Consider the following 25,740-nt stretch of genomic DNA (forward strand, 5'->3'; position numbering starts at 1 on the left):
TACCGCACTGGCATGCAAGACTAATGCCAGTTATTTACGGGACAGGACACTAGATCGCCTCGACGCGGGTGTCCGGTGCCATGCCGGCGGCCTGCACCAGCTCGGGCAGCAGCCGGGCCAGGTCGTTGCTGACCCGGATCAGGTCCATCTGCCAGGGGTTCATGAACTGCTGTTCGACTCCGGTGCGCATGAAAGCCATCAGACCGTCGTAGTAGCCCTGCACGTTGAGCAGCCCCACGGGTTTGTCGTGGTAGCCCAGCTGCCGCCAGGTCCAGACCTCGAAGAATTCCTCGAAGGTGCCGATGCCGCCCGGCAGGGCGAGGAAGGCATCCGCCTTGTCGGCCATCAGGCGTTTGCGTTCGTGCATGGTGTCGACCACATGCAGTTCGGTGCAGCCCTGGTGCGCCCATTCCTTCTCGACCAGGGCCTTGGGAATGATGCCCACCACGCGCCCACCGGCGGCCATCGTCGCATCGGCCACGACGCCCATGAGGCCGTTGCGCCCGCCGCCGTAGATCAGTTGCCCGCCGTGCTCGCCGATCCAGCGGCCGACGGCGCTCGCGGTCCCGGCGAAGGCGTCGCTCGCGCCCGGTCGCGAGCCGCAGTACACGCACAAGGAGAAAGTGGGTTGCGTCATGGTCGATGTGCTCGTGGTCAGGCCCAGCGGGCCCAGGCAGCGGCCAGCCAGATGCCGGCGCACAGCAGCAGGCTGAGCAGCACCGCGGCGCTGCCCATGTCCTTGGCGCGCTTGGACAGGTCGTGCCATTCCGGGCCGATGCGATCGATGGCGGTTTCGATGCCGGTGTTGAGCAGTTCAACCATCATCACCAGCAGCACCGATCCCGCGAGCAGGGCGGTTTCGACCCAGGACTGTCCGATCCAGAAAGCCAGCGGAACCATCACCAGGGCTGCCAGTGCTTCCTGACGAAACGCGGTTTCGCCCCAACCCGACCGCAAACCCGCCATGGAGTAGCCCAGGGCGTGCCACATGCGGGAGGCGCCGGTGCGCAGCTTTTGCGCGTTGACCGGTTCGCGCTCGGGGTGGGAACTCATGCCCTCAACTCCACCAGCGCCGCGGTTTGCTGGCGTCTTCCACCGGCTCGTCGTGAACCAGCCGGGTTCCGGCCAGCGCATCGTGGAGGAACTGGCGTTCGGCATGAAACCGGGACAACAGTGCCCAGACGACCACCCAGCCGGCCAGCAGCACCGAGAGCTGCTGGCCCGACATCTGTGTGAGCCCTGCCACCGCCAGCGGCGGCAGCACCCACAGCCAGGACAGCGCGTAGCGCCACACGGCACGGCCTTGCGTCAGTGCCTTGCCGTGGCGGTCCACGACCCGGATGCGCCAGGTCTTCATGGCCAGGGTCTGGCCCTTGGCCCAGAACCAGCCGAAGTAGATGCCGAACGCCACGAACAACAGCGCCTGTTGAAGGTGGCGGTCGTTCAGGGCATTGCCCGAACCCGTGAGCGAGGACAACACAAAACTGGAGGTGAACAACACCCCGACCAGAAACACCACGCCGAACATCAGCGTGCCCTCGTAAAGCCAGCAGGCCATGCGCCGGCGCAGGGGCGGTGCCGTCAGGTCGGGCGGGGCGGCCAGGTCGGGGGAGCGGGATGGGTCGGACAGGGTGGCAGACATGCAATGGAGGAAATGCGGCCGGTTGGCACAGGGACGAATTGTCTCATTGCGGCCCAGGCTTGCACTTTTTCAGGGCGTTCGGACCGGCCCGCCGCGATCCGGTCGTGCTGCAGTGCGATAATGCGCGCTGCACTTCAAAACACGGCAAACGGATCAGGGTTCGGCGGGGTATGTGCCCGCTCATGGCCACTGGTCTCAAGTCTCGACACCGCTCCACAAGAGTTGGTCAAGAGGCACCCAAGGTATTTCGTCAGAGAAATTCTCGAAAGGTTCATCATGGAAATCAACAAGGCCGAACTGGCCTCGGCCGCTGCCGCATCCGGCACAGCCCAGCAAGAACTCCGCGGCGCAGAAATCCTCGTCAAGGCCCTCCAGGCCGAAGGTGTCAAGTACATCTGGGGTTATCCCGGCGGCGCCGTGCTGCACATCTACGACGCTTTCTACAAGCAGGACACCATCCAGCACGTGCTCGTGCGACACGAGCAGGCGGCCGTACACGCTGCCGATGGCTACGCCCGTGCCACCGGCGACGTCGGCGTGGCGCTCGTCACGTCCGGCCCCGGCGTGACCAATGCCATCACCGGCATTGCCACCGCGTACATGGACAGCATTCCAATGGTGATCGTCACCGGCCAGGTGCCCACGGCCGCCATCGGCCTGGATGCCTTCCAGGAATGCGACACCGTGGGCATCACCCGCCCCATCGTCAAGCACAACTTCCTGGTGAAGGACGCGCGCGACATGGCCATGGTGATGAAAAAGGCCTTCCACATCGCGCGCAGTGGCCGTCCCGGTCCGGTGGTGGTGGACATCCCGAAGGACGTGTCCTTCAACAAGGTGCCTTACAGCGGGTATCCCGAAACGATTGAAATGCGCTCGTACAACCCGGTGCGCAAGGGCCACGGCGGCCAGATCCGCAAGGCATTGCAGTTGCTGCTGGCGGCCAAGCGCCCCTACATCTACACCGGCGGTGGCGTGTTGCTGGCCAACGCCACCGAGGAGTTGCGCACGCTGGTCAACATGCTGGGTTACCCGGTCACCAACACCTTGATGGGCCTGGGTGCCTACCCGGCGTCGGACCGCAAGTTCCTTGGCATGCTGGGCATGCACGGCACGATCGAAGCCAACAACGCGATGCAGAACTGCGACGTGCTGCTGGCCGTGGGCGCGCGCTTCGACGATCGCGTGATCGGCAACCCCAAACACTTCGCACAAAACGAACGCAAGATCATCCACATCGACATCGACCCATCGAGCATCTCGAAGCGGGTGAAGGTGGATGTGCCGATCGTGGGCGACGTCAAGGACGTGCTGACCGAGCTCATCAACATGGTTCGCGAAAGCGCGACCAAGCCCGATGGCGCAGCCTTGTCGGCCTGGTGGGAGACCATCGAGACCTGGCGCTCGAAGGATTGCCTGAAGTACGACCGCACCAACACCGATGTGATCAAGCCGCAGTATGTGGTGGAGACGCTCTGGAACATGACGAAGGACGCCGACGCCTACGTCACGTCCGATGTGGGCCAGCACCAGATGTGGGCCGCACAGTACTACCGCTTTGACGAGCCGCGTCGCTGGATCAACTCGGGTGGCCTGGGCACCATGGGCGTGGGCATTCCCTACGCGATGGGCATCAAGCTGGCCAAGCCCGACAGCGAGGTGTACTGCGTGACGGGTGAAGGCTCGGTGCAGATGTGCATCCAGGAGCTCTCGACCTGCCTGCAGTACAACACCCCGATCAAGATCGTGGCGCTGAACAACCGTTATCTGGGCATGGTCCGGCAATGGCAGGAGATCGACTATGAAGGTCGCTACAGCCACAGCTACATGGACGCGCTGCCCAACTTCGTCAAGCTCGCCGAGGCCTATGGCCACGTCGGCATGCTGATCGAACGTCCACAAGACGTGGAGGGCGCCCTTCGCGAGGCGCGCAAGCTCAAGGACCGCACCGTGTTCATGGACTTCCGCACCGACCCGACGGAAAACGTCTTCCCCATGGTCAAGGCCGGCAAGGGCATCACCGAGATGCTGCTGGGTTCCGAAGACCTTTGACCTCCGCGAAGCAACGCTTGCCCGTTGCTTCATCCCTCAGACGAATCTATTGCCCGCCAAGCCTGCGCATTACCGTGCGCAGGGGAGGGCGGCGAAAACGGCAGTTTCTGCGACCACTTTTCATGGTCCCTGCCGTCGCAAAAAGAGGAATCGCACATGAAACACATCATCGCTGTCTTGCTGGAAAACGAACCCGGGGCCTTGTCCCGCGTCGTCGGCCTGTTTTCTGCCCGTGGGTACAACATCGAGTCGCTCACCGTGGCGCCGACCGAAGACCCCAGCCTCTCCCGCATGACGATCCAGACCACCGGGTCGGACGACGTCATCGAGCAGATCACCAAACACCTCAACCGCCTGATCGAAGTGGTCAAGGTGGTCGACCTCACCGAAGGCTCCTACACCGAGCGCGAGCTCATGATGGTGAAGGTGCGTGCGGTGGGCAAGGAGCGCGAGGAAATGAAGCGCATGGCCGACATTTTCCGTGGCCGCATCATCGACGTGACCGAGAAGAGCTACACCATCGAGCTCACCGGCGACCAGACCAAGAACGATGCGTTCCTGGAAGCCATCGACCGCTCCGCGATCCTCGAGACGGTGCGCACCGGTGCCAGCGGCATCGGGCGCGGCGAGCGCATCCTGCGCGTGTAAGACAATCCCCCAGTTTTCATTTCCCCGAACAACACATTTCAACCGGAGCAACCCATGAAAGTTTTCTACGACAAAGACTGTGACCTGTCCCTGATCAAGGGCAAGACCGTGGCCATCATCGGCTATGGCAGCCAGGGCCACGCACACGCACAGAACCTCAACGACAGCGGCGTGAAAGTCGTGGTCGGCCTGCGCAAGGGTGGCGCCTCGTGGGACAAGGTCGGCAAGGCCGGTCTGACCGTGATGGAAGTCAACGATGCCGTGAAGTCGGCCGACGTGGTCATGATCCTTCTGCCCGACGAACAGATCGCCGAGGTGTATCACCAGAACGTCGCGCCCAACATCAAGCAGGGCGCATCGCTGGCCTTCGCCCATGGTTTCAACGTCCACTACAACCAGGTCGTGCCACGTGCCGATCTGGACGTGTGGATGGTCGCGCCCAAGGCCCCTGGCCACACCGTGCGCAACACCTACACCCAGGGTGGCGGTGTGCCTCACCTGGTTGCCATTCACCAGGACAAGAGCGGCAAGGCGCGCGACCTGGCGCTGAGCTATGCCATGGCCAACGGTGGCGGCAAGGCCGGCATCATCGAGACCAACTTCAAGGAAGAGACCGAGACCGACCTGTTCGGCGAGCAGGCCGTGCTGTGCGGCGGCGCCGTTGAACTGATCAAGATGGGTTACGAGACGCTGGTGGAAGCCGGCTATGCGCCCGAAATGGCCTACTTCGAGTGCCTGCACGAACTCAAGCTCATCGTGGACCTGATCTACGAAGGCGGCATCGCGAACATGAACTATTCGATCTCGAACAACGCCGAATACGGCGAGTACGTGACCGGCCCGGAAGTGATCAACGCCCAGAGCCGCGAAGCCATGCGCAACGCCCTGAAGCGCATCCAGTCGGGTGAGTACGCGAAGATGTTCATCTCCGAAGGCCGCACCAACTACCCGAGCATGACGGCGCGCCGTCGCCTCACGGCCGATCACCAGATCGAAGTGGTGGGCGCACAGCTGCGCGCCATGATGCCCTGGATCGCCAAGAACAAGCTGGTTGACCAGACGCGCAACTGACAGCCCCGGCGGCGCGCTCACTCGAGCGGCTTCCGTCCAAAGGCCACCTCGGTGGCCTTTGCCGTTTCTGCGTGCAGGAGCACTGGCTTACACTGCAACATTGCATCCTGCAGGGATGTCCCCGGCATCCCCACACACAAAACACATGCACGACGGAACCGACCCCCAGCACGCGCCGCACGAAGACCGCCGCAAGCGCTCCAAAGGCATCTACATGGTGCCCAACATGATCACGCTCGCTGCCCTGTTTGGCGGCTTCTACGCGGTGGTGATGGCCATGAACGGGCGCTTCGACCTGGCCACGCTGGGCATCTTCGTCGCCATGGTGCTCGACAGCCTGGACGGGCGGGTGGCGCGCATGACCAACACGCAGAGCGCCTTTGGCGAGCAGATGGATTCCCTCTCCGACATGGTGTCCTTCGGCGCTGCGCCGGGCCTCATCGCCTACGAGTGGACCCTGCGCGACCTCGGTCGCTGGGGCTGGATCGCAGCCTTCGTGTACTGCGCCTGTGCCGCGCTCAGACTCGCCCGCTTCAACGTCAACACCGCTGTCGTCGACAAGCGCTACTTTCAGGGGTTGCCGTCGCCCGCAGCGGCTGCGCTGGTGGCCGGCTTCATCTGGCTGATGACCGAGCTCGAGATTGCGCCGCAGGACGTCACCTGGGTCATGTTTGCCATCACGCTCTACACGGGCCTGACCATGGTGACCAACGTGCCGTTCTACAGCTTCAAGGACCTGAGCCTGCGCAAGAGCGTGCCCTTTGCGGCCATCGTGCTGGTGGCGCTGGCGATCGCTGTGATCAACATCCATCCGCCGACGGTGCTGTTCGGCCTGTTCGTCGTGTATGGCCTGTCGGGCTACGCGGTGTATTTCTGGCGCAAGGCCAAAGGCCGCCCGACCAGCGTGATCAGCACGTCCACCGACGAGCCTGACGAACGGGGCCTTCATGACGAATGAGCACTTCCGGCTCGCAGGCCTGGGTGGCAGGGCCTCGCGAGGGCTTTGTGCTACATTGCCTGCCATGTCCACATTTTCGCTGTCGCTACTACTGGGTGTCCGTTTCGGGCAGGTTCGGTAACGCGAGAGCGATTTCCACACAACGGCCCGTTTGCACCCGCAGCGGGCCGTTTCTGTTTTGGACTGCGGGTTTTTTTGAAGCGCTGCCCACGAGGCATCCCACTGGAGCATTGAGATGAGCGACAAACTGATCATTTTTGACACCACCTTGCGCGATGGCGAACAGTCGCCCGGCGCCTCCATGACAAAGGACGAGAAGCTGCGCATTGCACGCCAGCTGGAGCGCCTGAAGGTCGACGTGATCGAGGCGGGTTTTGCTGCAAGCTCCAATGGCGACTTCGAGTCGGTCAAGGCCATCGCCGATGTCATCAAGGATTCCACGGTGTGCTCGCTGGCCCGTGCCAACGACCGCGACATTTCTCGTGCTGCCGAGGCACTCAAGGGCGCGCATCGCGCCCGCATCCACACCTTCATTGCCACCAGTGCGCTGCACATGGAGAAGAAACTGCGCATGACGCCCGAGCAGGTGCTGGAGCAGGCCAGGCAGTCGGTCCGCTTCGCCCGCAACCTGGTGGACGACATCGAGTTCAGTCCCGAGGATGGCTACCGCAGCGACATGGACTACCTGTGCCGGGTGTTGGAGGCCGTGATCAAGGAAGGAGCCACCACGCTCAACATTCCCGACACCGTGGGCTATGCCGTGCCCGAGTTGTACGGTGAGTTCATCCGCACCCTGCGCGAACGCGTGCCCAACTCCGACAAGGCCATCTGGTCGGTCCATTGCCACAACGACCTGGGAATGGCGGTGGCCAATTCGCTGGCGGGTGTGAAGATCGGTGGCGCGCGCCAGGTGGAGTGCACCATCAATGGCCTGGGTGAGCGCGCCGGCAATTGCTCGCTCGAAGAGATCGTGATGGCCGTGCGCACGCGTCGCGACTATTTCGGGCTGGACGTGGGTGTGGACGCCACCCAGATCGTGCCGGCGAGCCGCATGGTGAGCCAGACCACGGGTTTTGTGGTGCAGCCCAACAAGGCGGTGGTCGGCGCCAATGCGTTTGCACACGCCAGCGGCATTCACCAGGACGGCGTTCTCAAGGCACGCGACACCTACGAGATCATGCGGGCCGAGGACGTGGGCTGGGCTGCCAACAAGATCGTGCTGGGCAAACTCAGCGGTCGCAATGCCTTCAAGCAACGCTTGCAGGATCTCGGCATCGAAATGGATTCCGAGAGTGAAATCAACACCGCATTTGCCGCTTTCAAGGAGCTGGCGGACCGCAAGAGCGAGATCTTCGACGAGGACATCCTCGCCTTGTGCAGCGACGAAAGCGTGACGGCCGAGAAGGAACAGTACGGCCTGGTTTCGCTGAAGCAGCGCAGCGAAACCGGTGAACGCCCGCATGCCAACGTGGTTTTCACCGTCAACGGTCAGGAGATCCAGGGCGAGAGCGACGGCAACGGGCCGGTGGATGCTTCGCTCAAGGCGATCGAAAACCACGTCAAGAGCGGCGCTGAACTGGTGCTGTATTCGGTCAATGCCATCACGAGTGGCTCGACCGAGAGCCAGGGCGAGGTGACCGTGCGCCTGCAGCATGGCGGGCGCGTGGTCAACGGCGTCGGTGCCGACCCCGACATCGTGGTCGCGTCGGCCAAGGCCTATCTGAGTGCCCTGAACAAGCTGCACAGCAAATATGAGCGGGTTGCTGCGCAGGGATAAACTTGTTTGAATTCAACGACTTGGATCATTCAGCTGCTCGATCGCGACAATTGACACCAAAAGTAGCACCTGTTCGACCGATCATTTAAGAGAATTTCACAAGCAATTGATATTGCTAGTTTTTTTCATGTTGCCTATACTTCACTCCAGCGCAATTCCTGTTGCTGGAGTGAAATGATGATCCAAGGCGTTGTCCGCATTCGAAAACTGGTCCTGGCGGCCGCGGCGGCCGCCTGGGTGAGCATGGGTCTGTTGCCTTCTGCCGCCGTCGCTGCCAGCAGCCCGGCCAAGGTCGCCAAGACGCAGAAAGCGCAAAAGGCGGCATCGGCCAAAGCGCCGGCCAAGCGAGCGGCTGCGTCCACGAAGTCGGTTTCTCGCAAGGTGGCCACCGCCAAGCCCAAAAAGGCGGTCGCAAGCAAGCAGGCGGCATCGCGCGTGAAGGTGAAAATGGTGGCGGGCAAGAAGCCCACCGCCCGACAGCTGGCCGCTCAACGCAAGGCCGACCGGCCGGCAAAAGCCGCTGTGGTCCGTGTGGCGGTGCCGGCCCGTCTGTCGATGGGTGAGCAACTGGGCCTGCGTGCCAGCGACGACCAGCTCGACCTCAATTCCAGCGTTGCACTGGTGATCGATCAGGAGACCAACGAGGTCCTCTTCAGCAAGAACGACGCAGCCGTGTTGCCCATCGCTTCCCTGACCAAACTCATGACAGGACTGGTGATCGCCGACGCCAATCTGGACATGAGCGAACCCATCACCATCACCCAGGACGACGTCGACACCCACAAGGGCAGCCGGTCGCGCCTGGCGGTCGGCAGCACGTTGTCGCGCGGCGAGATGATGCACCTGGCCTTGATGTCCAGCGAAAACCGCGCTGCCAACGCGCTGGGCCGCACCTACCCGGGTGGCTTGAGCGAGTTTGTTCGCCTCATGAACATCAAGGCGCTGCAGCTGGGCATGGGCGACACCCGGTATGTGGAACCCACGGGTCTGTCCAGCCTGAACCAGTCCAGCGCCCGCGACCTGGCCACCCTGGTGTCGGTCGCTTACGAGCGCCCCATCCTGCGCAGCCTCTCGACCTCACCCGGCCATGAAGTGGACCTGGGTCGGCGCACGCTGCACTACAACAATTCGAACCGCCTCATCAAGAACCCGGACTGGGACATCGGTCTGCAGAAGACCGGCTACATCTCTGAAGCCGGCCGCTGCCTGGTGATGCAGGCCAAGGTGGCTGGCCGCCAGTTGATCATGGTGTTCCTGGACTCGGCCGGCAAGGTGAGCCGCATGCAGGACGCCGAGCGGGTTCGCCGCTGGGTGGAGGTGCAAACCGAGACAAGCCGCCCGCTGGTGCGGCCCCAGGGCTGACAGCTGGTTCAAGCGCCCATGAAAAACGGTCCGTCAAGGACCGTTTTTCATGGGCGGTATCGCCGGCTTCAGCGGACCGGCACGCCTGCCGGTCGCGAACAGCCCAGCGCGGAAGAAATCTCGGCCGCCGTGCTGCGTAGTTTGGGTACCCAGCTTTCGTCGATGCGGTCTGCCGGCGCGGAAATGGACAAACCGGCCACCAGCTTGTTCTGATCGTCATAGATGCCCGCAGCCATGCAGCGAACGCCGAGTTCGAGCTCTTCGTTGTCTCGTGCCAGTCCTGCCTGCCTGCACAGTGCAAGCTCACGTTCCAGGCTGGGCAACTGGGTGAGACTGTTGCGGGTGTTGCCTGCCAGCCCGGTGCGTGTGGCGTAGGCGCGCACGCGCTGAGGCTCGTCGTCCGCCAGGAACAGCTTGCCCACCGATGTGAGGTGCAGCGGCGCCCGGCCCCCGATGGCGCGCACCACCTGCATGCCGGAGCGCTCGCTGTAAGCCCGCTCAACATAGACGATCTCGTCACCCTGGCGCACGCTCAGGTTGACCGGCTGCTGGATCTGTTTGTGCAGCTCGCGCATGGGAAGCAAGGCCGCATCACGAACGCTCAGGCGAGCCTTGACGAGGTTGCCCAGCTCCAGCAGTCGCATGCCCAGCCGGTAACTGCCCGCTTCGGGGCGGTCCACGAAGCGGCCGATGGTCAGATCGTTGAGGATGCGGTGGGCGGTGGAGGGATGCAATCCCGTCTTTTCACTGATTTCCTTCAGCGACACCGGCTCTTCCTTGGCGGCCAGCACCTCCAGCAAGTTGAACATGCGTTCGATGACCTGGACGGTGGGTGTGGCGGGGAGGGAGTCGGAACGTTTGGTCATGCCTGAAGTGTGACCGAAATTTTGCGAGATGAAATCAGGAGCCTGGCTGTGGACCCGATTCACGGCCTCATTAGCCGTTGCTCAAGTGCCGGGAACCCAACGCCCGTCCAGCAGCAACTCGTGGGGCTGAAAGCCGGCCTTGTAGCTCATCTTGCTGCTCTGGGCGATCCAGTAACCCAGGTAGATGTGCGGCAGCTCCAGTGCTTTGGCCTGCTCGATCTGCCACATCACGCTGTAAGTGCCATAACTGGCCTTGTCGTCCGGCTCGTAGAAGGTGTAGACCGCCGACAGGCCGTCGTTGAGGACGTCGACGATGGAGACCATTTTGAGGCGGGCCGGCTGACCATCGGCGCCCGGCTCGTGAAACTCGATCAGGCGGGAATTGACACGGCTTTGCAGCAGGAACTGCGTGTATTGGTCGATGCTGTCGTGGTCCATGCCGCCGCCCGCGTGGCGGCTGTTCTGGTAGCGCAGATAGAGCTGGTAATGCTCGGGCACAAAACACAGCTTGAGCACTCGGGTCTGCAGGTGCTCGTGTTGGGCGCGCGAGCGCCGCTGGCTGCGGCTGGGCTTGAAGCCGGCGACAGGCACGCGCAAGGGCACGCACGCCTGACAGCCATCGCAGTAGGGGCGGTAGGTGAACATGCCGCTGCGTCGAAAGCCGTGCGTCACCAGGTCGGAATAGGCGTCGTTGTGAATGAGGTGGCTCGGTGTGGCCACTTGCGACCGGGCCTGATGCCCCGGCAGGTAACTGCACGGGTAGGGAGCCGTCGCGTAAAACTGCAGTGCTTGCAGCGGGAGGTCTTTGAGGTGTGTCACGCTGGCCGACGTTGTTCAGGGATGACGTTTTGCCAGTATATGGGCATGAATTCCCAGTTCGGCGCAGGGCGCGACATGGCCCCGGCCACGTGTCGGCAGAAGTCCGGCCGTGACATCAACCGACCACCGAGGCTGGCCAGATGGGGGGTGTTCTGCTGGCAATCGATCAAGGGCAGTCCCTTGGCCCTGCAGAAGGCCACCAGGGCAGCCAGTGCGACCTTGGAGGCGTCGCTCTGGCGGCTGAACATCGATTCGCCATAGACCATGCCGCCCAGGTTGATGCAGTAGAGGCCGCCCGCGAGCTCACCATCGATCCAGGCCTCCACGCTGTGCGCAACGCCGGCATGGTGCAGCCGGGTGTAGGCCTGGACCATGGCCGGGAGGATCCAGGTGCCATCCTGACCGTCGCGGGGTGTGCTGGCGCAGGCCCGGATCACTCGCTCGAAACCGTGGTCGAAACGGATCTCCAGCCTGCCTTCGAGGCGCAGCCGCTGAATCGTCTTGCGCAGCGAGCGATGCAGCCGAAATGCTTCGGTCTCCAGCACCATGCGGGGATCGGTGCTCCACCACAAAATGGGCTGGCCTGCACTGAACCAGGGGAAGATGCCGCGCGAGTAGGCCGCGATCAAGGACGGGACGTCGAGCACGCCGCCCGCCGCGAGCAGTCCTGGTGCCGGATCGCCCGGGCCCCAGGCTGTTTCCACCGGCGGAAACGGCTGACCTGGCTCCAGCCACGGCAGTGCGCGGTTCGGTGGTGCGTGTGACATGCCGCTATTGTGCGGCGGACATCACCGCGGCGGTGTAGGCAGGCGCCGCCAGGCCAGCCAGAGCGTCGCACCGAACACGATGCCCACGCCGTCGGCCAGGAAGTCGAGCCACTCACCGTAGCGCCAGCCCGTGGCGGCTTGAAGCAGTTCGACCACACCACCCAGAATCACCAGCCCGACCACAACGGTCCACGGGCGTTTCTCAAATGCCAGCAAACCCAGCAGCGCCAGCCAGGCAAAGCCGAAAGCATGCTGCCCCTTGTCCCAGATCGATGCCGCTTGCGGGGGCAACAGGTCCACCGGCATCAGCGAGGCGATGACCAGTGCTGCAGCGCTGCACCAGAAGGCGATGCGAATCAGTCGATGGAACGTTGAATGCATGAGGCAGGCAGAAACAACAAAGGCCTTCGCAAGAAGGCCTTTGAGTGGGTGTTGGGTGGCTCCCCGACCTGGACTCGAACCAGGGACCTGCGGATTAACAGTCCGTCGCTCTACCAACTGAGCTATCAGGGAACAGCCTCAAATTATAGCGTTGAAATTTTCGATTTCAGCCGAGGCGGTGGATTTGACCGAAATATCTCGCGATCAGTCGTGCGCGGAAGACGCGACGCCGAGCACCTTGTGCAACTGGGTGCTGGTGGTCGTGTACTGGAGCATCACTTTCCTGTCGGGGAAGACCAGGGAGGCCGCAGCATAGGCCGCCAGGGTGGCTTCATGAAAGCCCGAGACGATGAGTTTCTTCTTTCCCGGGTAGGTGTTGATGTCACCCACCGCAAAGATGCCCGGCACATTGGTGGAGAATTTTTCGGTGTCCACCACCAGTTGCTTGCGCTCGATGTCCAGCCCCCAGGCCGCGATCGGTCCGAGCTTGGGCGACAGGCCCAGGAACACCAGCAAGGCATCGAGCGGCACGCTGCGGGTCTGCGCCTGCGGATCGGTGACTTTCAATGCAGTGAGGCGATCGCCCTCGCACTCGTAGCCTGTGGGCTGCGCGACGATGAACGTGAGGTCCTGGCTCTCGCAAAGCGCGCGCATGCGTGCGATGTTCGCGGGCTCGGCCTGGAACGCGTCTCGCCGGTGGATCAGGGTGACGCTCTTTGCGCGGTGGGGCCCGTCCGTGGCGAGCGTCGCGGCCCATTCCAGCGCGGTGTCTGCGCCGCCCACGATCACGACGTGGCGGCCCGCAAAATCCTCGGGCTGCCTCGCGCGATGGAAGAGCTGTTTGTTCTCGAAGGCTTCCAGCCCCTCGAACTTGAGCATGCGGGGTTGGAAGGCCCCAACGCCGGCCGCTATGAACAAGGTCTTGGTGAGGAAGAGGCTTCCGCTGGACGTGGCGACGAAGAACCGGCCGTCGTCCTGCTGTTCCACCGTCGTGACTTCCTGCCCGAGGTGAAAGGTCGCGCCGAAGGGCTCGATCTGCCTGAGCAGGTTGTTGACCAGCTCCCGGCCCGTGCAGACCGGGATGCCGGGTATGTCGTAGATCGGCTTGTCGGGATACAGCTCGGCCGGTTGCCCGCCGGCGAACGGCAGCGCGTCGATCACATGGGCCCGGATCTCCAGCAGGCCGAGTTCAAAGACCTGAAAGAGCCCGATGGGGCCGGCACCGATGACGATCGCGTCGGCTTCGACCGGTGGCACCTGCGCCTCGGCGATGCGGGAATCTCCTTCGTGCAGGGCAGGCTCCATGCCGCTCAGCGCAGCAACTCGGGCAGTTTGCCGGTGCGGTCTTTCCAGTCGTCGGCGTCGGGCAATGGGGACTTGCGCTTGGTGATGCTCTTCCAGCCCGGCAACACGGCCAGGTCGGCATTGAGCTTGGTCATGTGCAGCTGGTCCTTGGGCAGGTCTTCTTCCGCGTAGATGGCACTCACGGGGCATTCGGGGATGCACACCGCGCAATCGATGCACTCGTCCGGATCGATGGTGAGGAAGTTGGGGCCTTCGCGGAAGCAGTCCACGGGGCAGACGTCCACACAGTCGGTGTATTTGCAGCGGATGCAGGCTTCGGTGACAACGTGGGTCATGGTGGTCTTGGGAGTCGGGGGAAGCCGTGATTTTAGGGTTTCCCGCAGGGTGGGTCTCTTCCATGGCCCTTGCGGGGACACAGGTTAAGGACATGCGGGCCCGCGAAGGCCCGCGGCCGCGTCACTGCACCAGCAGTGCGCCGGCCGTGCGGTGGCTTGCCGTGTCGACCAACACGAGCGAACCCAGGGCTCTGGATCGCACAAACGGCAAGGTGACCAGCGGCTCCTGCAGGGTCAGTTCGATGTGCCCGATGGCATTGGGCTCCAGCTGGCTGGCCTCTTCTTCGGCCAGCGTGTGGATGTCGAGCCGGTGCACGATGCGCTTGACCTTGGCCTTGACCCAGCGGTGGCCGTGCAGCGCCCAATAGGTGCGACCCGGCACGAGCGTCTCGTCGTCGAGCCAGGCCACGGTGGCGCGCAGCTCACGGCTGCCTGGCAAGGTGCCGTCGGTGTCTTCTGCCAGCAGCCAGTCGCCACGCGAGACATCGACCTCGCGGTCGAGCACGATGCCGGCGCTGTGGCCGGCCAGCACGGCCTGTGCTTGGCGCACGTGGTTGAGCACCTGTGCGACCAGCGCGGTCTGGCCGTTGGGCATGATGCGCACCGCCTGGCCCGTCTGCACACCACCGGTGGCCACACGGCCCCAGAAAACACGGCGGCCTTGCGGGGTGCCGGACGTGCTGCCGGGCGAAGCCGCGAGGGCTCCGGGCTTCTCCACCCACTGCACGGCAAAGGCGAACGGCAGCGTGCTGTCGGCTGGCGTGACCGGCAGTCTCTCCAGGATGGCGAGCAGCGTGGGGCCGCTGTAGCCGCACCAGCCGGCCTGTTCGCTGGCATCGACAACGTTCCATCCCTTGAGCGCCGAGACGGGGACCACGGCCGTGACCGGGATGCCGGCCTGTGCCGCAAAGGCGCGCAGGGCAGCCTCGATATGCCCGAAGGCCACGGTGCTGTTGTCCACCGCATCGAGTTTGTTGATCGCGAAAACGACCGAAGGCACCCGCAGCAGTTTGAGGAGCAGGCTGTGGCGGCGGGTCTGCGGCAGCAGCTTGAGCGCGGCGTCGGCCCAGGCCAGCTTGGTCGCATCGACCAGCACCACGGCCGCGTCGGCGCTCGAGGCTGCGGTCACCATGTTGCGGGTGTACTGCTCGTGACCCGGGGCGTCGCCGATGATGAACTTGCGCCGCTCGGTGCTGAAGTAGCGGTAGGCCACGTCGATCGTGATGCCTTGTTCCCGCTCGGCAGACAGTCCGTCGGTCAGCAGGGCGAGGTCGGTCTGGCCGTGGCGCTGCACGCCGGCCAGGTGGTCCTGCAGCACAGCCTTGCTGTCAACCAGCAGCCGGCCGATGAGCGTGCTCTTGCCGTCGTCGACGCTGCCGCAGGTGATCAGGCGCAGGGCGGAACGTGTGTCTTGCAAGAGGGCTTCGACAGGCTCAGCCCGAGCGGGGTTTGTTGCAGCAGTCATGTCATTCCTGTGTGAGTGAAGTGTCTTTGTCGGGGGTGTCGTGGGTCCGGCTTTGCCGGCCCACAGACGCCGCCCCCCAGTGGGGGGTGACGCGCCGCAGGCGCGGCGCGGGGGGCGTCAAAAGTACCCATCCTTCTTGCGTTTTTCCATCGAGGCGTCGGACGTCTTGTCGTCCATGCGCGTGGCACCGCGCTCGCTCACTTCAGCGGCCAGCGTCTCGATCACGATGTCGTCGGCGGTGGCGGCCAGGCTCTCCACCGGGCAGGTGCAGGTGATGTCGCCGACGGTGCGAAAGCGCACGTCGCGCAACTGCACGGTTTCGCCGTCGCGTGGCGGTGTGAGTCCGGTCACCGGCACCAGCAGGCCCCGGCGGTCCACCACCTCGCGCTGGTGCGTGTAGTAGATCGACGGCAGCGCGATGTTTTCGCGGGCGATGTACTGCCACACGTCGAGCTCGGTCCAGTTGCTGATCGGGAACACGCGAAAGTGCTCGCCGGGCTGCAGCCGGGTGTTGAACAGGGTCCAGAGTTCGGGGCGCTGGGCCTTGGGTTGCCACTGGCCGAAGCTGTCGCGGTGCGAAAAGATGCGTTCCTTGGCGCGGGCCTTTTCTTCGTCGCGGCGTGCGCCGCCGATCAGGGCGTCGAAGCCGAACTCGTCGATGGCCTCGAGCAGGGTGACCGACTGGTGCACGTTGCGGCTCTCGCCGGCGTGCGCCAGGCGCACCGTACCGCGCGCCATCGAATCTTCAACCTTGCGCACGATCAGTTCGGCACCCAGCTCCGCCGCCCGGAGGTCGCGGAAGGCGGTGACTTCGGGGAAGTTGTGGCCGGTGTCGATCATCAACAGCGGATAGGGAATGCGTCCCTGGCCAAAGGCCTTCTCGGCGCACTTGAGCATCACCAGCGAGTCCTTGCCACCCGAAAAGAGCAGGGCGGGGCGCTCGAAGGCGGCGGCCACCTCGCGCAGGATGAAGATGGTTTCCTCCTCCAGCGCATCCAGGTGCGCGTTGCTCAGGTGGTGGTCGCCGGCGTGTTGCAGGGCGGTCTGGATCACGGCGGGTTCGGTGCGGGCGTTCATGAGGGAGCTCGTTCGATTGAGGACACGGGAGGGGAGAGTGGCGAGGAGGCGTCGGATTGCACATGCAGACCACATTCCTTGGCGCCTTCCTGCTCCCACCACCAGCGCCCGGCGCGGAAGTCTTCGCCGACGCTGATCGCGCGGGTGCAGGGTGCGCAGCCAATGCTGGGAAAGAACTGGTCGTGCAGGGCGTTGAAATCGAGCTGGTGCTCGGCGATGAAGTGCCAGACGTCGCCCCAGGTCCATTCGACCAGCGGGCTGATCTTCACGCGGGCGGCTTCCTGGATGACTTCACCCACCTCGGCACGCGCGTTCGACTGTTCCCTTCTCAGTCCGGTGATCCAGCCATCGTGTCCGGCCAGGGCGCGCGCGAGCGGCTCCATCTTGCGGATGTCGCAGCAGGCCTTTCGCAATTCGATGCTCTGGTACATGGCCTCTTCGCCGTTCTTGCGGACGAAGTGCATCGCCGCTTCCTGCCGGGGCCTGAAGACCTGCACGCTGATGCCGTAACGCTGCTCGATCTTCGGGATCAGGGCGAGCGTCTCGGCGTGCAGCTTGCCGGTTTCCAGCACAAAAACACCAGCATCGATGCCGGCGAGCTTCAGCAGGTGGGTGACCACCATGTCTTCGGCGCCCAGGCTGGACGCCTGGGTCAGCCGCGCCCGCGTGGCGGCGCATTCCTGCAGCAGCGCGATGCTGCGCTCCACCTTGGCGGCAAAGTCGCTGGAGGGTGTGTTGTAGAGGTCAAGGGCTTTCATGGGCGGCACTCAAGCGGTGGCGAACGGTGATGCCGTCTGCACGGCGTCGCCCTGATAAAACGCCGGGTAGTGCCGCAGCAGCGCCCGGCCATGGTCGATGTTCTGGTCGGCGCGCAACACGGCCTGCGTGAAGCCACTGCGCTGCATCTGCACGAGCTGGTCGATCAGCACGTCTCCGGTGGCGCGGATCGCGCCGCTGAAGCCCAGCCGGCGGCGCAGCAGAAATGCCTGGCTGAAGGCGCGGCCGTCGCTGAACTTCGGAAAGTGCAGTTCGATCACGGCGATGCCGCCGAGGTCGGCCTGGCGCGGATCGGCGTCGTTGGCGATGGCGAGGCGTTGGGCCGGTGCTTCGCCGGGTTCGAACGCGTCGGCGATGAAGATGTCGAAGGTCTGGCTCATCGGGTGTGTCCTCAGGCGGCGGTGCGTGCGGTGCTCGTGCGAACGGCGTTGGCGGCCGACTTGAACGGGTCGGCTCCGGTGCGCCGCAGCGTGGCCACAAAGGTCTCGCTGGCGCTGCGGTGGGCGCGGTAGGTGTCGAGCAGGGCCTCGATCACGTCGGGCACCTCGCTGGCGGCGAACGACGGGCCGATCACCTTGCCCGCAGCGGGCTCGCCCGACAGCCGCGTGCCGTCGGAGCCGCCGAGCGTGACCTGGTACCACTCCTGCCCGTCCTTGTCGACGCCCAGGATGCCGATGTGGCCGCTGTGGTGGTGACCGCACGAGTTGATGCAGCCGCTGATGTGCAGGTCGATCTCGCCCAGGTCGTGCAGTTCGTCGAGGTCCTTGTAACGGCCGAGGATGGCCTGAGCCAGTGGCAGCGAGCGCGCGTTGGCCAGGTCGCAGAAGTCACCGCCGGGGCAGGCGATCATGTCGGTCAGCAGGCCGATGTTGGGCCTGGCCAGGCCCAGGCGGCGCGCTTCGCGCCACAGCTCGGGCAACTGGTCGCAGCGCACCCAGGGCAGCAGCAGGTTCTGTTCGTGCGTCACGCGGGCCTCGCCCGCAGAGAAACGCTCGGCCAGGTCGGCTGCACGGTCGAGTTGATCCGCCGTGGCGTCGCCCGGCGCCTGGCCCAGGCGCTTGAACGACAGGGTGACCGCGCGCAGGTCGGGGTTCTGGTGGGGCTTCACGTTTTGCGTGAGCCAGCGGCTGAACTCGGTGTCGTCCTCGGCCGCGGCCTTGAGGATGTGCGCGATCTTGGCGTCGGCGCTCTTGCGGTCGCAGTTGAGTGCGGGCGGCACGAAGAAGGCGCTCACGCGCTCGAGTTCGGCCTGGCTGATGGTGTGCGGCGCGCCGTCCTGCTGCAGGATGTCCTGGTACTCGGCTTCCACCTGATCGGTGAAGGCCTGGCCCTCGGCCTTCACCAGGATCTTGATGCGGGCCTTGTAGATGTTGTCGCGGCGACCAAACCGGTTGTAGGCGCGCACCACGGCTTCGAGGTAGTTGAGGATCTGGTCCCAGGGCAGGAACTCGCGGATCACGCTGCCGATGATGGGTGTGCGGCCCATGCCACCGCCCACGCGCACCTGGAAACCCAGCTCGCCGTCGACATTGCGCAGCAGCCGCAACCCGACGTCGTGCCAGGCGGTGGCCGCGCGGTCTTCGCGGGCGCCGGTGATGGCGATCTTGAACTTGCGTGGCAGAAAGGCGAACTCGGGGTGCAGCGTGCTCCACTGGCGCATGATTTCGGCGAAGGGACGCGGATCGGCGACTTCGTCGACCGCAATGCCGGCCAGGGCGTCGGTGGTGATGTTGCGGATGCAGTTGCCACTGGTCTGGATGCCGTGCAGGTTCACGCTGGCCAGCAAGTCCATCACGTCGGCCGAGCGCGCGAGCGGGATCCAGTTGAACTGCAGGTTCTGGCGCGTGGTGAAGTGACCGCAGCGGTCGGGCAGGGTGGGCACCTCCGACAGACCGGCATTGGCTTGCGAGACGTCGTGGTCTTCCTTGTGGTCGAAGTCGCGCGCAATGGTCGCCAGCACCCTGAGCTGGGCGCTGTTGATCTCGCCGTAGGGCACGGCGACGCGCAGCATCGGCGCGAAGCGCTGCACGTACCAGCCGTTTTGCAGGCGCAAGGGCTTGAATTCGTTTTCACCGAGCGTTCCGGCCTGCCAGCGGGCGAGCTGATCGCGGTACTGGGCGGCGCGCAGGTGCACGAACTGGCGGTCAAAGTCGGAGTATTGGTACATCGTCGTGGGCAGTGGGAGTCAGAGGGCCATCAATTTCAGGCCGGCGTAGGCGAGCAGCAGCGAGAGCGCGGAGCGCACCAGGCGCTCGGGCGTGTGGCGCATCAGGCGGGTGCCGAGCCAGATGCCGGGCAGGGAGCCCACCAGCAGCGTGCCGAGCAGGGGCCAGTCCACCGACCCCATGCTCGCGTGGCCCAGGCCCGCCACCAGCGTGAGGGGCACGGCGTAAGCGATGTCGGCGGCCACGATGCGTGGCAGTGGCAGCAGGGGAAACAGGAGCAGCAGCGCCGACACCCCGATGGCGCCAGCACCCACCGAGGTCAGCGTGACGAGCACGCCGATGACCGCGCCGAACAACACCGGCAGGCACCAGTGCCTCGCCTGCGTGGCGTCTTCGAGCTGCCCATCTGCCAGGGTGCGGGGCAGTTGTTTGCCACGCGCTGCCTTGTAGAGCATGGCAGCCGCCGTGAGCAGCAAGGCCACGCCCAGGGTGCTGGTCATGAGCGACTGCACCAGCGGGCTGGCCGGGCCGAGCTGGTGCAGCACGGCCAGGGTGAGCAGCGCAGCCGGAATGCTGCCGGCGCACAACTGGCCCACCACCCGCCAGGGCACCAGTTTCTGGCGCGCCAGGCTGACCGTGCCGCCCATCTTGGTGAAGGCGGCGAACAGCAGGTCGGTGCCCACCGCGAGGTAGGGCTTGACGCCGAAGAAGAAGATCAGGATCGGCGTCATGAGCGAACCGCCGCCCACCCCGGTGAGACCCACGATGAGTCCCACGGCGAATCCGGCGAGGATGATGGCGATGTCTGGCATGGGCGCGACTGTAAGGAGCCGGGCTTATATCCCAAACGATTTTTTCTTTATGGACATATGCCTCAGGTGAATAAGGAAGTCCGGGTGTGCGGCATCGCACGTGCTCCCCGGCGGCCCGACGCCGGTGCTGCCCGGGACCCTGACGCTGACGTAACATCGCGGCCATGCAACAACAGCGTGTTCTGGTCAGTGTGGTGGGCTTCTCCGACGTCGAGCGACATGCCCTGAACACCGTGTTTCGGCTGTCCAAGGCCCGCGATCTTTGTTATGCGCCCTACGTGCCCCTGGCGTCGCCCGGGGTTGCCGCGCCCCAGGGCGTGTCGGAGGTGGCACTGGTCGATGGCGACAGCGCCGAGGCCATCCTGTCGCATGCGAAGGAAATGCCGACCGGCCAGCGCCTCATCTGGGTCGGCAAGGACGCTCCCGAACACGCCTGGCGCGTGATGGACCGACCGATCGACTGGGCCGCCGTGCTGCACGACCTGGACGCTGTTTATGCGGCCAGGCAGGCCGACTCGGGCCTGCTCGACCTGGATGTGACGGCCCCCTCACCCCTCGACCCGGCGTTTGGAGACGATGTGATCGGGCTGCGCCGCGCGCTGGTGGTGGGCGCCGACGAACAGGAGCGCACCTACCTGCGGGCCCGCCTGGCGCTGGCGGGCGTGGCCCAGGTGGACGAGGTCACCACCACCGAAGCGGCGATATCGACCATCTCCCGCAACGACTACCTCTGCGGGGTGTTCAACCTGGACGATCCGCAACTCGACGTCTGGCTGCTGATGCGCCTGTTTGCCGAGCACAACCCCAGGGCCCTGACGCTGGCCACCAGCGAACTGGCCGGGCCGCTGGCGGGCTGGTGGAGCCGGCGTCGCGTGCGCCGCAATGCCCAGCGGGCCGGCGTGTCGGCCCTGCTGGCCCGGCCCATCCAGCCTCCTGAAATCTCCGTCTGGCTCAACCTGCTCTAGCCCCCGGGCTGTGAGCGTGTTCTCGCTGCCGCCTGGCGCCGGACCGCCTTCACCACGAAGCGTGCCGGGTCCAGATGGGCCAGCAAGACCGGCTCTGCCAGGGTGACCTCTCCATCGATCTGCAAGGCCAGCTGATCGGCACACCAGGCTGCCAGGGTGATGCCGCGCGAGCCCATGGCGCACAGCAGGTGCAGGCCAGGCCAGCGGGGCACGTCGGCCATCGCCACGCGCTGGCGCCTGGCCCCGCCGGCGGGGGCGCCAGCGTGCAAGGCCTCGAGCCGGGGCGCGGCGCCCACCAGGGGCAGGCGGTCGAGCGAGGCACAGCGCACCTGTGCCCAGCCCAGCAGCCGGGCCTGCTCCAGCGTGTTTCGCAGCCTGGCTGCCGCCGCAGGCGCGATGGATTGCAGGCTGCGGGCGTTGCGTTCGTGAGCATCGCCGGTGACCAGCGTGTTGTTCACGCCGCGCTCGAAGGTCGAGCCCATGGCCCAGATGGCCCGTGGCCAGTTCGGTGGGAGCCCCTCGTCCTGGTAGTGCGGCACGAAGACGCCTTCGTTGCGCTGCGGCCGGTCGGCCAGGGCCGGGCCCTCGCGGGCGCCCAGGCTCAGTTGCCCCTTGACCGGGTTCAGCGGCAATGCTTCGGGCGACAGCGGGCCGTCGTGCCCGGTGAGCAGGGCCAGGCTGCCCAGGGCGGCGGCCACCACCACGACCGGCGCTTCGGCCACGCATTGCCCGCCCGCATCCAGGGCTTGCCAGTGCAGCTCACCGGGGCTGTCGTCGCTCGCCGTTCGGCGCAGGTGGTGGACCGTGGTGTTCCAGCGCGGGGTCAGCGCGCCCAGCCCCTGGGCTTCCTGCAGCCAGGCCTCGACCAGCGCTGCGGGACGCACCAGCGCTGCAGGCCAGCGGCCGGGATCGTGGCCCAGGTTGTCGACCTCGCAGACCTGCCAGCCCGAGCCTTGAGGCACCAGCCGCTGCAGTTCGGCCAGGGTGTGGGTCACGCCGAGTTGCGACAGTCGGGACAGGGGCGTGGGCGCGCGGGTGATGTGGGGACTCAGCATGCCCACCGGCAGCCCCGATGCACCCTGCGCCGGACCGCCGGCCGCGTCCAGCAGCGTCACGCGCCAGCCGCGGCGCGCCAATGCCGAGGTCACCGCCGCCCCGGCCAGGCCGGCGCCGATCACCAGCGCATGGCGACGGGCGTCAGGCATGGGGGCGGTTTCCGGGCAGCGGATCAGGCCGACGGAGGCGGCACGTAGCCGGCCGCGGCATCGGCGCCTTCGCCGAAGAAGTGCTTCTCCATCTGGCGCGCCAGGTACTGGCGCGCACGCGCATCGGCCAGGTTCAGGCGGTTTTCGTTCAGCAGCATGGTCTGGTGCTTGAGCCAGGCGGCCCAGGCTTCCTTGCTCACGCTCTCGAAAATGCGCTTGCCCAGCTCACCCGGGTAGGGCGGAAAGTCCAGGCCTTCGGCTTCCTTGCCGAGCTTGATGCAGTTGACGGTGCGTGCCATGGGGTGTCCTTGCGAAGAATCAGATGATTTGGTTATAACGAACGAAAGAATTTATTCGTTCCAGTGGAATGCGAAGGCCGGCATGATGCGGGTCGGCGCGTCAAAGTGGCGACTGTAGCAACCTTTGATCGACCGCAATGTCCTCAGGGCTGCCGCCTCGCATGATCCAGAGCGCGCAAGTCCCCGGCGGCCTCGTTGCCCCGGTGCCTTTTTACAATAGACCCCTTCGCCCCCACAGGACCTCTCATGAGTGCATTTCAGGAAGAGCGCGTGCTCAGCGTTCACCACTGGACCGACCGGCTGTTCAGCTTCACCACCACGCGCGACGCCTCGCTGCGCTTCTCCAACGGCCACTTCACCATGATCGGCCTGCGCGTCGACGGCAAGCCGTTGCTGCGCGCCTACAGCATCGTCAGCCCCAACTACGCCGATCACCTCGAGTTCCTGAGCATCAAGGTGCCCGACGGTCCGCTGACCTCGCGCCTGCAGCACATCCAGGTGGGCGACACCATCATCGTGGGCCGCAAGCCCACCGGCACCCTGCTGATCGACTACCTGCTGCCCGGCAAGCGCCTGTATCTGCTGGCCACCGGAACCGGTCTGGCGCCTTTTCTCAGCGTGATCCGCGACCCCGAAACCTACGAACGCTTCGAGCAGGTGGTGCTGATCCACGGCGTTCGGCAGGTGCAGGAACTGGCTTATCGCGAGTACCTCAGCGAAACCCTGACCCACGACGAGTATCTGGGCGAGATGGTGCAGCAGAAGCTGCTTTACTACCCCACGGTGACGCGCGAGCCGTTCGTGCACCAGGGCCGGATCCCGCAACTCCTGGCCGACGGTCAGGTCGCCAAGGACCTGGGCATCCCGATGCTGAACCCCGCCGAGGACCGCATCATGATCTGCGGCAGTCCCGAGATGCTGCGTGACCTCAAGGCGCTGGCGGAAAAGCTGGGCTTCGAGGAAGGCAGCACCAGCCGCCCCGGCGCATTCGTGATCGAACGCGCGTTTGCAGGAACTTGATCCGCGCTTGTCTGCTCTGTCCCCAAGCTCGTTTCCACCACAGGCCTTGTCTTGATCACCACCATCCCGACCGTTCGACCCTCGTTCCTCGAACGCCAGCCCCGCCTGATCCTGGGGCTCATCGCCCTGGTCTGTGTGGGCATGCTGGCATTCGGCCTGTACCTGCAGCATGGGGTGGGGCTCGAGCCGTGCCCGATGTGCATCGTGCAGCGTTACGCGTTGATGGCGGTGGCGCTGGCCGCGGGCGTCACGGTGTTCTTGCGCAGCCGGGGAGCTTTGTGGGGGGGCGTCGGGGTCATGGCCTTGTTCGCCCTCTTCGGCGCCGGTGTGGCTGCGCGGCAGAGCTGGCTGCAATGGAACCCGCCTGAAATCCTGAGCTGCGGACGCGACTTTTTTGGAATGATCGAGTCGTTCCCGCTCAGGCGCGCCATTCCGATGATCTTCAAGGGCAGCGGTGACTGTTCCAAGATCGACTGGACGTTCCTGGGTCTGTCGATTGCGAACTGGTCCTTCCTGTGCTTCACGGCCATTGCCGTGCTGGCCGCAGCGCTGTGGGTCCGGCGCGCGGGGCGCTGACCCCCGCCCTTTGCAAGGTCAGAGGATGGCGCTCCCGGGACGCTCGCCGCGTTCGTACACCACATGGGCGCGCCCCACGATGAGTGAGTCCAGAGAGCCCAGGTTGTCCGGCTCCTTGTTGGTGTAGGGCAGTTTCTGCAGCAGGTAGCGCATGGCGTTGAGCCGGGCGCGCTTCTTGCAATCGCTCTTGATCACGGTCCACGGTGAATCTGCCGTGTCGGTCTCGAAGAACATGGCTTCCTTGGCCTTGGTGTAGTCGTCCCATTTGTCGAGCGACGCGAGGTCGATCGGGCTCAGTTTCCACTGCTTGAGCGGGTGCGCCTTGCGCTCCTTGAAGCGCCGGCGCTGTTCTTGTCGACTGACCGAAAACCAGAACTTGATCAGATGCACGCCGCTGCGCACCAGCTGGCGTTCAAACTGCGGCGCCTGGCGCATGAACTCCTGGTATTCAGCCTCGCTGCAGAAACCCATGACCCGTTCAACACCGGCGCGGTTGTACCAGCTGCGGTCAAACAGCACGATCTCGCCGGCGGTGGGCAAATGCTGCACGTAGCGCTGGAAATACCACTGGCCGCGTTCCACTTCGCTGGGTTTCTCCAGCGCCACCACGCGGGCACCTCGCGGATTGAGGTGTTCCATCATGCGTTTGATGGTGCCGCCCTTGCCCGCTGCGTCACGACCTTCGAACAGGATCACCACGCGCTGGCCGGTCTCCTTCACCCAGGCCTGAAGCTTGAGCAGTTCGACTTGCAGCAGGTATTTCTGCGACTCGTAGACCTGCCTCGACAGCAGGTTTTTGTAGGGGTAGGCGCCGCTGCGCCAATCCGCAGCCAGGGCCTCATCGGGGTTGACCATGGCTTTGGCCTCGCTGCGCACGGCCTGTGTTTGCTGTCTGAGCAGTCGTCGAATGGCCTTGGCGTCGTCGGGTGCCGCGCCTTCCAGGATGGCCCGCAGCGATTCGGCCTTGTTGCGCTGGCTGCTTTCGCTGCGCGAGAGAATGTCTTTCACCGCAGCCACCTGCGCCGCCTGCCGGGATGCAACGGCCTGGGAAACGGCGTTTTTGCGGATCTTTTCGGGCTGGTTCGTGCCGCTGGTGTCACCCAGCGACACACGGCGAGGCCGTTCTGCAGGGGCCTTTGCCAACGCTGGCGGGGTTTTGGTCTTGTTGGCCACCGCTGAGCGGCGCGGGGCGGCCGCCTGCGGTCTTGCCGTGCGCGGGCTGCCCGGTTTGACCGGGGTCCTGGGCGTGGAAGAGGCGGCCTGGGTCGCCGACGCGGCGCGGATCGATTTTTCTGTCATGGAGTGTCATCTTGTTGTCACGCAATGCACCAGTATCGAAAATGAGAGCCGCCGGCGGTTGACTTGCGTCAAGTCCGCCCCGAAAGGGGCGAACGGG

Annotated in this window: 27 protein-coding genes and 1 tRNA gene; 9 read left to right on the forward strand and 19 right to left on the reverse strand. The window is 65.0% G+C overall.

Going from position 1 to position 25,740, the window contains the following annotated elements; translation table 11 throughout:
* Nucleotides 1–49 precede the first annotated feature (49 nt).
* From QUV35_RS10130 to QUV35_RS10140, 3 genes are read right to left on the reverse strand one after another with little or no spacing between them, the layout of a single operon-like run.
* Nucleotides 50–637 (reverse strand): TIGR00730 family Rossman fold protein, encoded by a 588-nt coding sequence (locus tag QUV35_RS10130; RefSeq protein WP_300873303.1) that lies wholly within the window; start codon nt 635–637, stop codon nt 50–52.
* Nucleotides 638–654: 17 nt separating this feature from the next.
* Nucleotides 655–1,053, reverse strand: coding sequence for a diacylglycerol kinase (locus QUV35_RS10135; RefSeq protein ID WP_300873305.1), 399 nt, complete (start codon nt 1,051–1,053; stop codon nt 655–657).
* A gap of 4 nt (nt 1,054–1,057) precedes the next feature.
* Complete coding sequence (locus QUV35_RS10140) at nt 1,058–1,642, reverse strand: RDD family protein (protein ID WP_300873307.1); 585 nt, start codon at nt 1,640–1,642, stop codon at nt 1,058–1,060.
* Nucleotides 1,643–1,918: 276 nt separating this feature from the next.
* Between QUV35_RS10140 and QUV35_RS10145 the strand changes: the two genes are divergently transcribed.
* The 6 genes from QUV35_RS10145 to QUV35_RS10170 all read left to right on the forward strand — a co-directional run bounded on the left by QUV35_RS10145 (nt 1,919) and on the right by QUV35_RS10170 (nt 9,510).
* Nucleotides 1,919–3,694, forward strand: a complete 1,776-nt coding sequence (locus QUV35_RS10145) for an acetolactate synthase 3 catalytic subunit (protein WP_300873309.1) — start codon at nt 1,919–1,921, stop codon at nt 3,692–3,694.
* Between the two features lie 156 nt (nt 3,695–3,850).
* On the forward strand, nt 3,851–4,342 hold the full coding sequence (gene ilvN / locus QUV35_RS10150; protein WP_056274670.1) for an acetolactate synthase small subunit: 492 nt from the start codon (nt 3,851–3,853) through the stop codon (nt 4,340–4,342).
* Nucleotides 4,343–4,396: 54 nt separating this feature from the next.
* Nucleotides 4,397–5,413, forward strand: a complete 1,017-nt coding sequence (gene ilvC / locus QUV35_RS10155) for a ketol-acid reductoisomerase (protein ID WP_300873312.1) — start codon at nt 4,397–4,399, stop codon at nt 5,411–5,413.
* A gap of 145 nt (nt 5,414–5,558) precedes the next feature.
* Nucleotides 5,559–6,371: a CDP-diacylglycerol--serine O-phosphatidyltransferase gene (gene pssA, locus QUV35_RS10160; RefSeq protein ID WP_300873314.1), complete on the forward strand. Its 813-nt coding sequence runs from the start codon at nt 5,559–5,561 to the stop codon at nt 6,369–6,371.
* Nucleotides 6,372–6,606: 235 nt separating this feature from the next.
* Nucleotides 6,607–8,148 carry a 2-isopropylmalate synthase gene (locus tag QUV35_RS10165; RefSeq protein ID WP_300873316.1) on the forward strand — a complete coding sequence of 514 codons (1,542 nt, stop codon included), beginning with the start codon at nt 6,607–6,609 and terminating at the stop codon, nt 8,146–8,148.
* 177 nt (nt 8,149–8,325) lie between these two features.
* Nucleotides 8,326–9,510: a serine hydrolase gene (locus QUV35_RS10170; protein ID WP_300873318.1), complete on the forward strand. Its 1,185-nt coding sequence runs from the start codon at nt 8,326–8,328 to the stop codon at nt 9,508–9,510.
* Nucleotides 9,511–9,578: 68 nt separating this feature from the next.
* Here the strand turns inward: QUV35_RS10170 and QUV35_RS10175 are convergent, their stop codons facing one another.
* The 13 genes from QUV35_RS10175 to QUV35_RS10235 all read right to left on the reverse strand — a co-directional run bounded on the left by QUV35_RS10175 (nt 9,579) and on the right by QUV35_RS10235 (nt 20,279).
* The gene (locus QUV35_RS10175) at nt 9,579–10,376 is read right to left on the reverse strand and encodes an IclR family transcriptional regulator (RefSeq protein WP_300873320.1); all 798 of its coding nucleotides are present in this window, start codon (nt 10,374–10,376) and stop codon (nt 9,579–9,581) included.
* An 81-nt stretch (nt 10,377–10,457) separates the two neighbouring features.
* Nucleotides 10,458–11,195 (reverse strand): arginyltransferase, encoded by a 738-nt coding sequence (locus QUV35_RS10180; RefSeq protein WP_300873322.1) that lies wholly within the window; start codon nt 11,193–11,195, stop codon nt 10,458–10,460.
* On the reverse strand, nt 11,192–11,962 hold the full coding sequence (aat, locus tag QUV35_RS10185) for a leucyl/phenylalanyl-tRNA--protein transferase (protein WP_300873324.1): 771 nt from the start codon (nt 11,960–11,962) through the stop codon (nt 11,192–11,194). The genes QUV35_RS10180 and aat overlap by 4 nt, the downstream gene beginning before the upstream one ends.
* A gap of 21 nt (nt 11,963–11,983) precedes the next feature.
* A complete protein-coding gene (locus QUV35_RS10190) occupies nt 11,984–12,343 on the reverse strand; it encodes a VanZ family protein (protein WP_300873326.1) in 360 nt (119 codons plus the stop codon).
* A gap of 56 nt (nt 12,344–12,399) precedes the next feature.
* Nucleotides 12,400–12,475 (reverse strand) — tRNA-Asn (locus tag QUV35_RS10195).
* A 72-nt stretch (nt 12,476–12,547) separates the two neighbouring features.
* The gene (locus QUV35_RS10200) at nt 12,548–13,648 is read right to left on the reverse strand and encodes an NAD(P)/FAD-dependent oxidoreductase (RefSeq protein ID WP_300873328.1); all 1,101 of its coding nucleotides are present in this window, start codon (nt 13,646–13,648) and stop codon (nt 12,548–12,550) included.
* 5 nt (nt 13,649–13,653) lie between these two features.
* The gene (fdxA, locus tag QUV35_RS10205) at nt 13,654–13,983 is read right to left on the reverse strand and encodes a ferredoxin FdxA (protein WP_300873330.1); all 330 of its coding nucleotides are present in this window, start codon (nt 13,981–13,983) and stop codon (nt 13,654–13,656) included.
* Between the two features lie 121 nt (nt 13,984–14,104).
* Nucleotides 14,105–15,400, reverse strand: a complete 1,296-nt coding sequence (locus QUV35_RS10210) for a GTP-binding protein (protein WP_300873332.1) — start codon at nt 15,398–15,400, stop codon at nt 14,105–14,107.
* A gap of 165 nt (nt 15,401–15,565) precedes the next feature.
* Nucleotides 15,566–16,525 (reverse strand): sulfate adenylyltransferase subunit CysD, encoded by a 960-nt coding sequence (gene cysD, locus QUV35_RS10215; RefSeq protein ID WP_300873334.1) that lies wholly within the window; start codon nt 16,523–16,525, stop codon nt 15,566–15,568.
* Entirely contained in the window at nt 16,522–17,283 is a 762-nt protein-coding gene (locus QUV35_RS10220) for a phosphoadenylyl-sulfate reductase (RefSeq protein WP_300873336.1), read from the reverse strand. Before QUV35_RS10220 ends, cysD begins: the two co-directional genes overlap by 4 nt.
* A gap of 9 nt (nt 17,284–17,292) precedes the next feature.
* Complete coding sequence (locus QUV35_RS10225; protein ID WP_300873338.1) at nt 17,293–17,682, reverse strand: DUF934 domain-containing protein; 390 nt, start codon at nt 17,680–17,682, stop codon at nt 17,293–17,295.
* Nucleotides 17,683–17,693: 11 nt separating this feature from the next.
* Nucleotides 17,694–19,469 carry a nitrite/sulfite reductase gene (locus QUV35_RS10230; RefSeq protein WP_300873340.1) on the reverse strand — a complete coding sequence of 592 codons (1,776 nt, stop codon included), beginning with the start codon at nt 19,467–19,469 and terminating at the stop codon, nt 17,694–17,696.
* Nucleotides 19,470–19,487: 18 nt separating this feature from the next.
* A complete protein-coding gene (locus QUV35_RS10235; RefSeq protein ID WP_300873343.1) occupies nt 19,488–20,279 on the reverse strand; it encodes a sulfite exporter TauE/SafE family protein in 792 nt (263 codons plus the stop codon).
* 164 nt (nt 20,280–20,443) lie between these two features.
* Here QUV35_RS10235 and QUV35_RS10240 point away from each other — a divergent pair, with 164 nt between their 5' ends.
* Nucleotides 20,444–21,244 carry a hypothetical protein gene (locus QUV35_RS10240; protein ID WP_300873345.1) on the forward strand — a complete coding sequence of 267 codons (801 nt, stop codon included), beginning with the start codon at nt 20,444–20,446 and terminating at the stop codon, nt 21,242–21,244.
* Here the strand turns inward: QUV35_RS10240 and QUV35_RS10245 are convergent.
* Both QUV35_RS10245 and QUV35_RS10250 read right to left on the reverse strand, forming a co-directional pair.
* Entirely contained in the window at nt 21,241–22,449 is a 1,209-nt protein-coding gene (locus QUV35_RS10245) for an FAD-dependent oxidoreductase (RefSeq protein ID WP_300873347.1), read from the reverse strand. The genes QUV35_RS10240 and QUV35_RS10245 overlap by 4 nt on opposite strands.
* Before the next feature lie 23 nt (nt 22,450–22,472).
* Nucleotides 22,473–22,748: an oxidative damage protection protein gene (locus QUV35_RS10250; RefSeq protein WP_300873348.1), complete on the reverse strand. Its 276-nt coding sequence runs from the start codon at nt 22,746–22,748 to the stop codon at nt 22,473–22,475.
* A gap of 246 nt (nt 22,749–22,994) precedes the next feature.
* On the opposite strand from QUV35_RS10250, the gene QUV35_RS10255 reads away from it, so the two are divergent.
* Nucleotides 22,995–23,768 (forward strand): ferredoxin--NADP reductase, encoded by a 774-nt coding sequence (locus QUV35_RS10255; protein ID WP_300873349.1) that lies wholly within the window; start codon nt 22,995–22,997, stop codon nt 23,766–23,768.
* Between the two features lie 51 nt (nt 23,769–23,819).
* Nucleotides 23,820–24,344, forward strand: a complete 525-nt coding sequence (locus tag QUV35_RS10260) for a disulfide bond formation protein B (protein ID WP_300873350.1) — start codon at nt 23,820–23,822, stop codon at nt 24,342–24,344.
* Between the two features lie 18 nt (nt 24,345–24,362).
* On the opposite strand, the gene ppk2 is transcribed toward QUV35_RS10260, so the two are convergent.
* Nucleotides 24,363–25,643, reverse strand: coding sequence for a polyphosphate kinase 2 (ppk2, locus tag QUV35_RS10265; protein WP_300873351.1), 1,281 nt, complete (start codon nt 25,641–25,643; stop codon nt 24,363–24,365).
* Nucleotides 25,644–25,740 lie beyond the last annotated feature (97 nt).

This window comes from Hydrogenophaga sp. (assembly GCF_030373225.1).
Taxonomy (GTDB): Bacteria; Pseudomonadota; Gammaproteobacteria; order Burkholderiales; family Burkholderiaceae_C; genus Hydrogenophaga.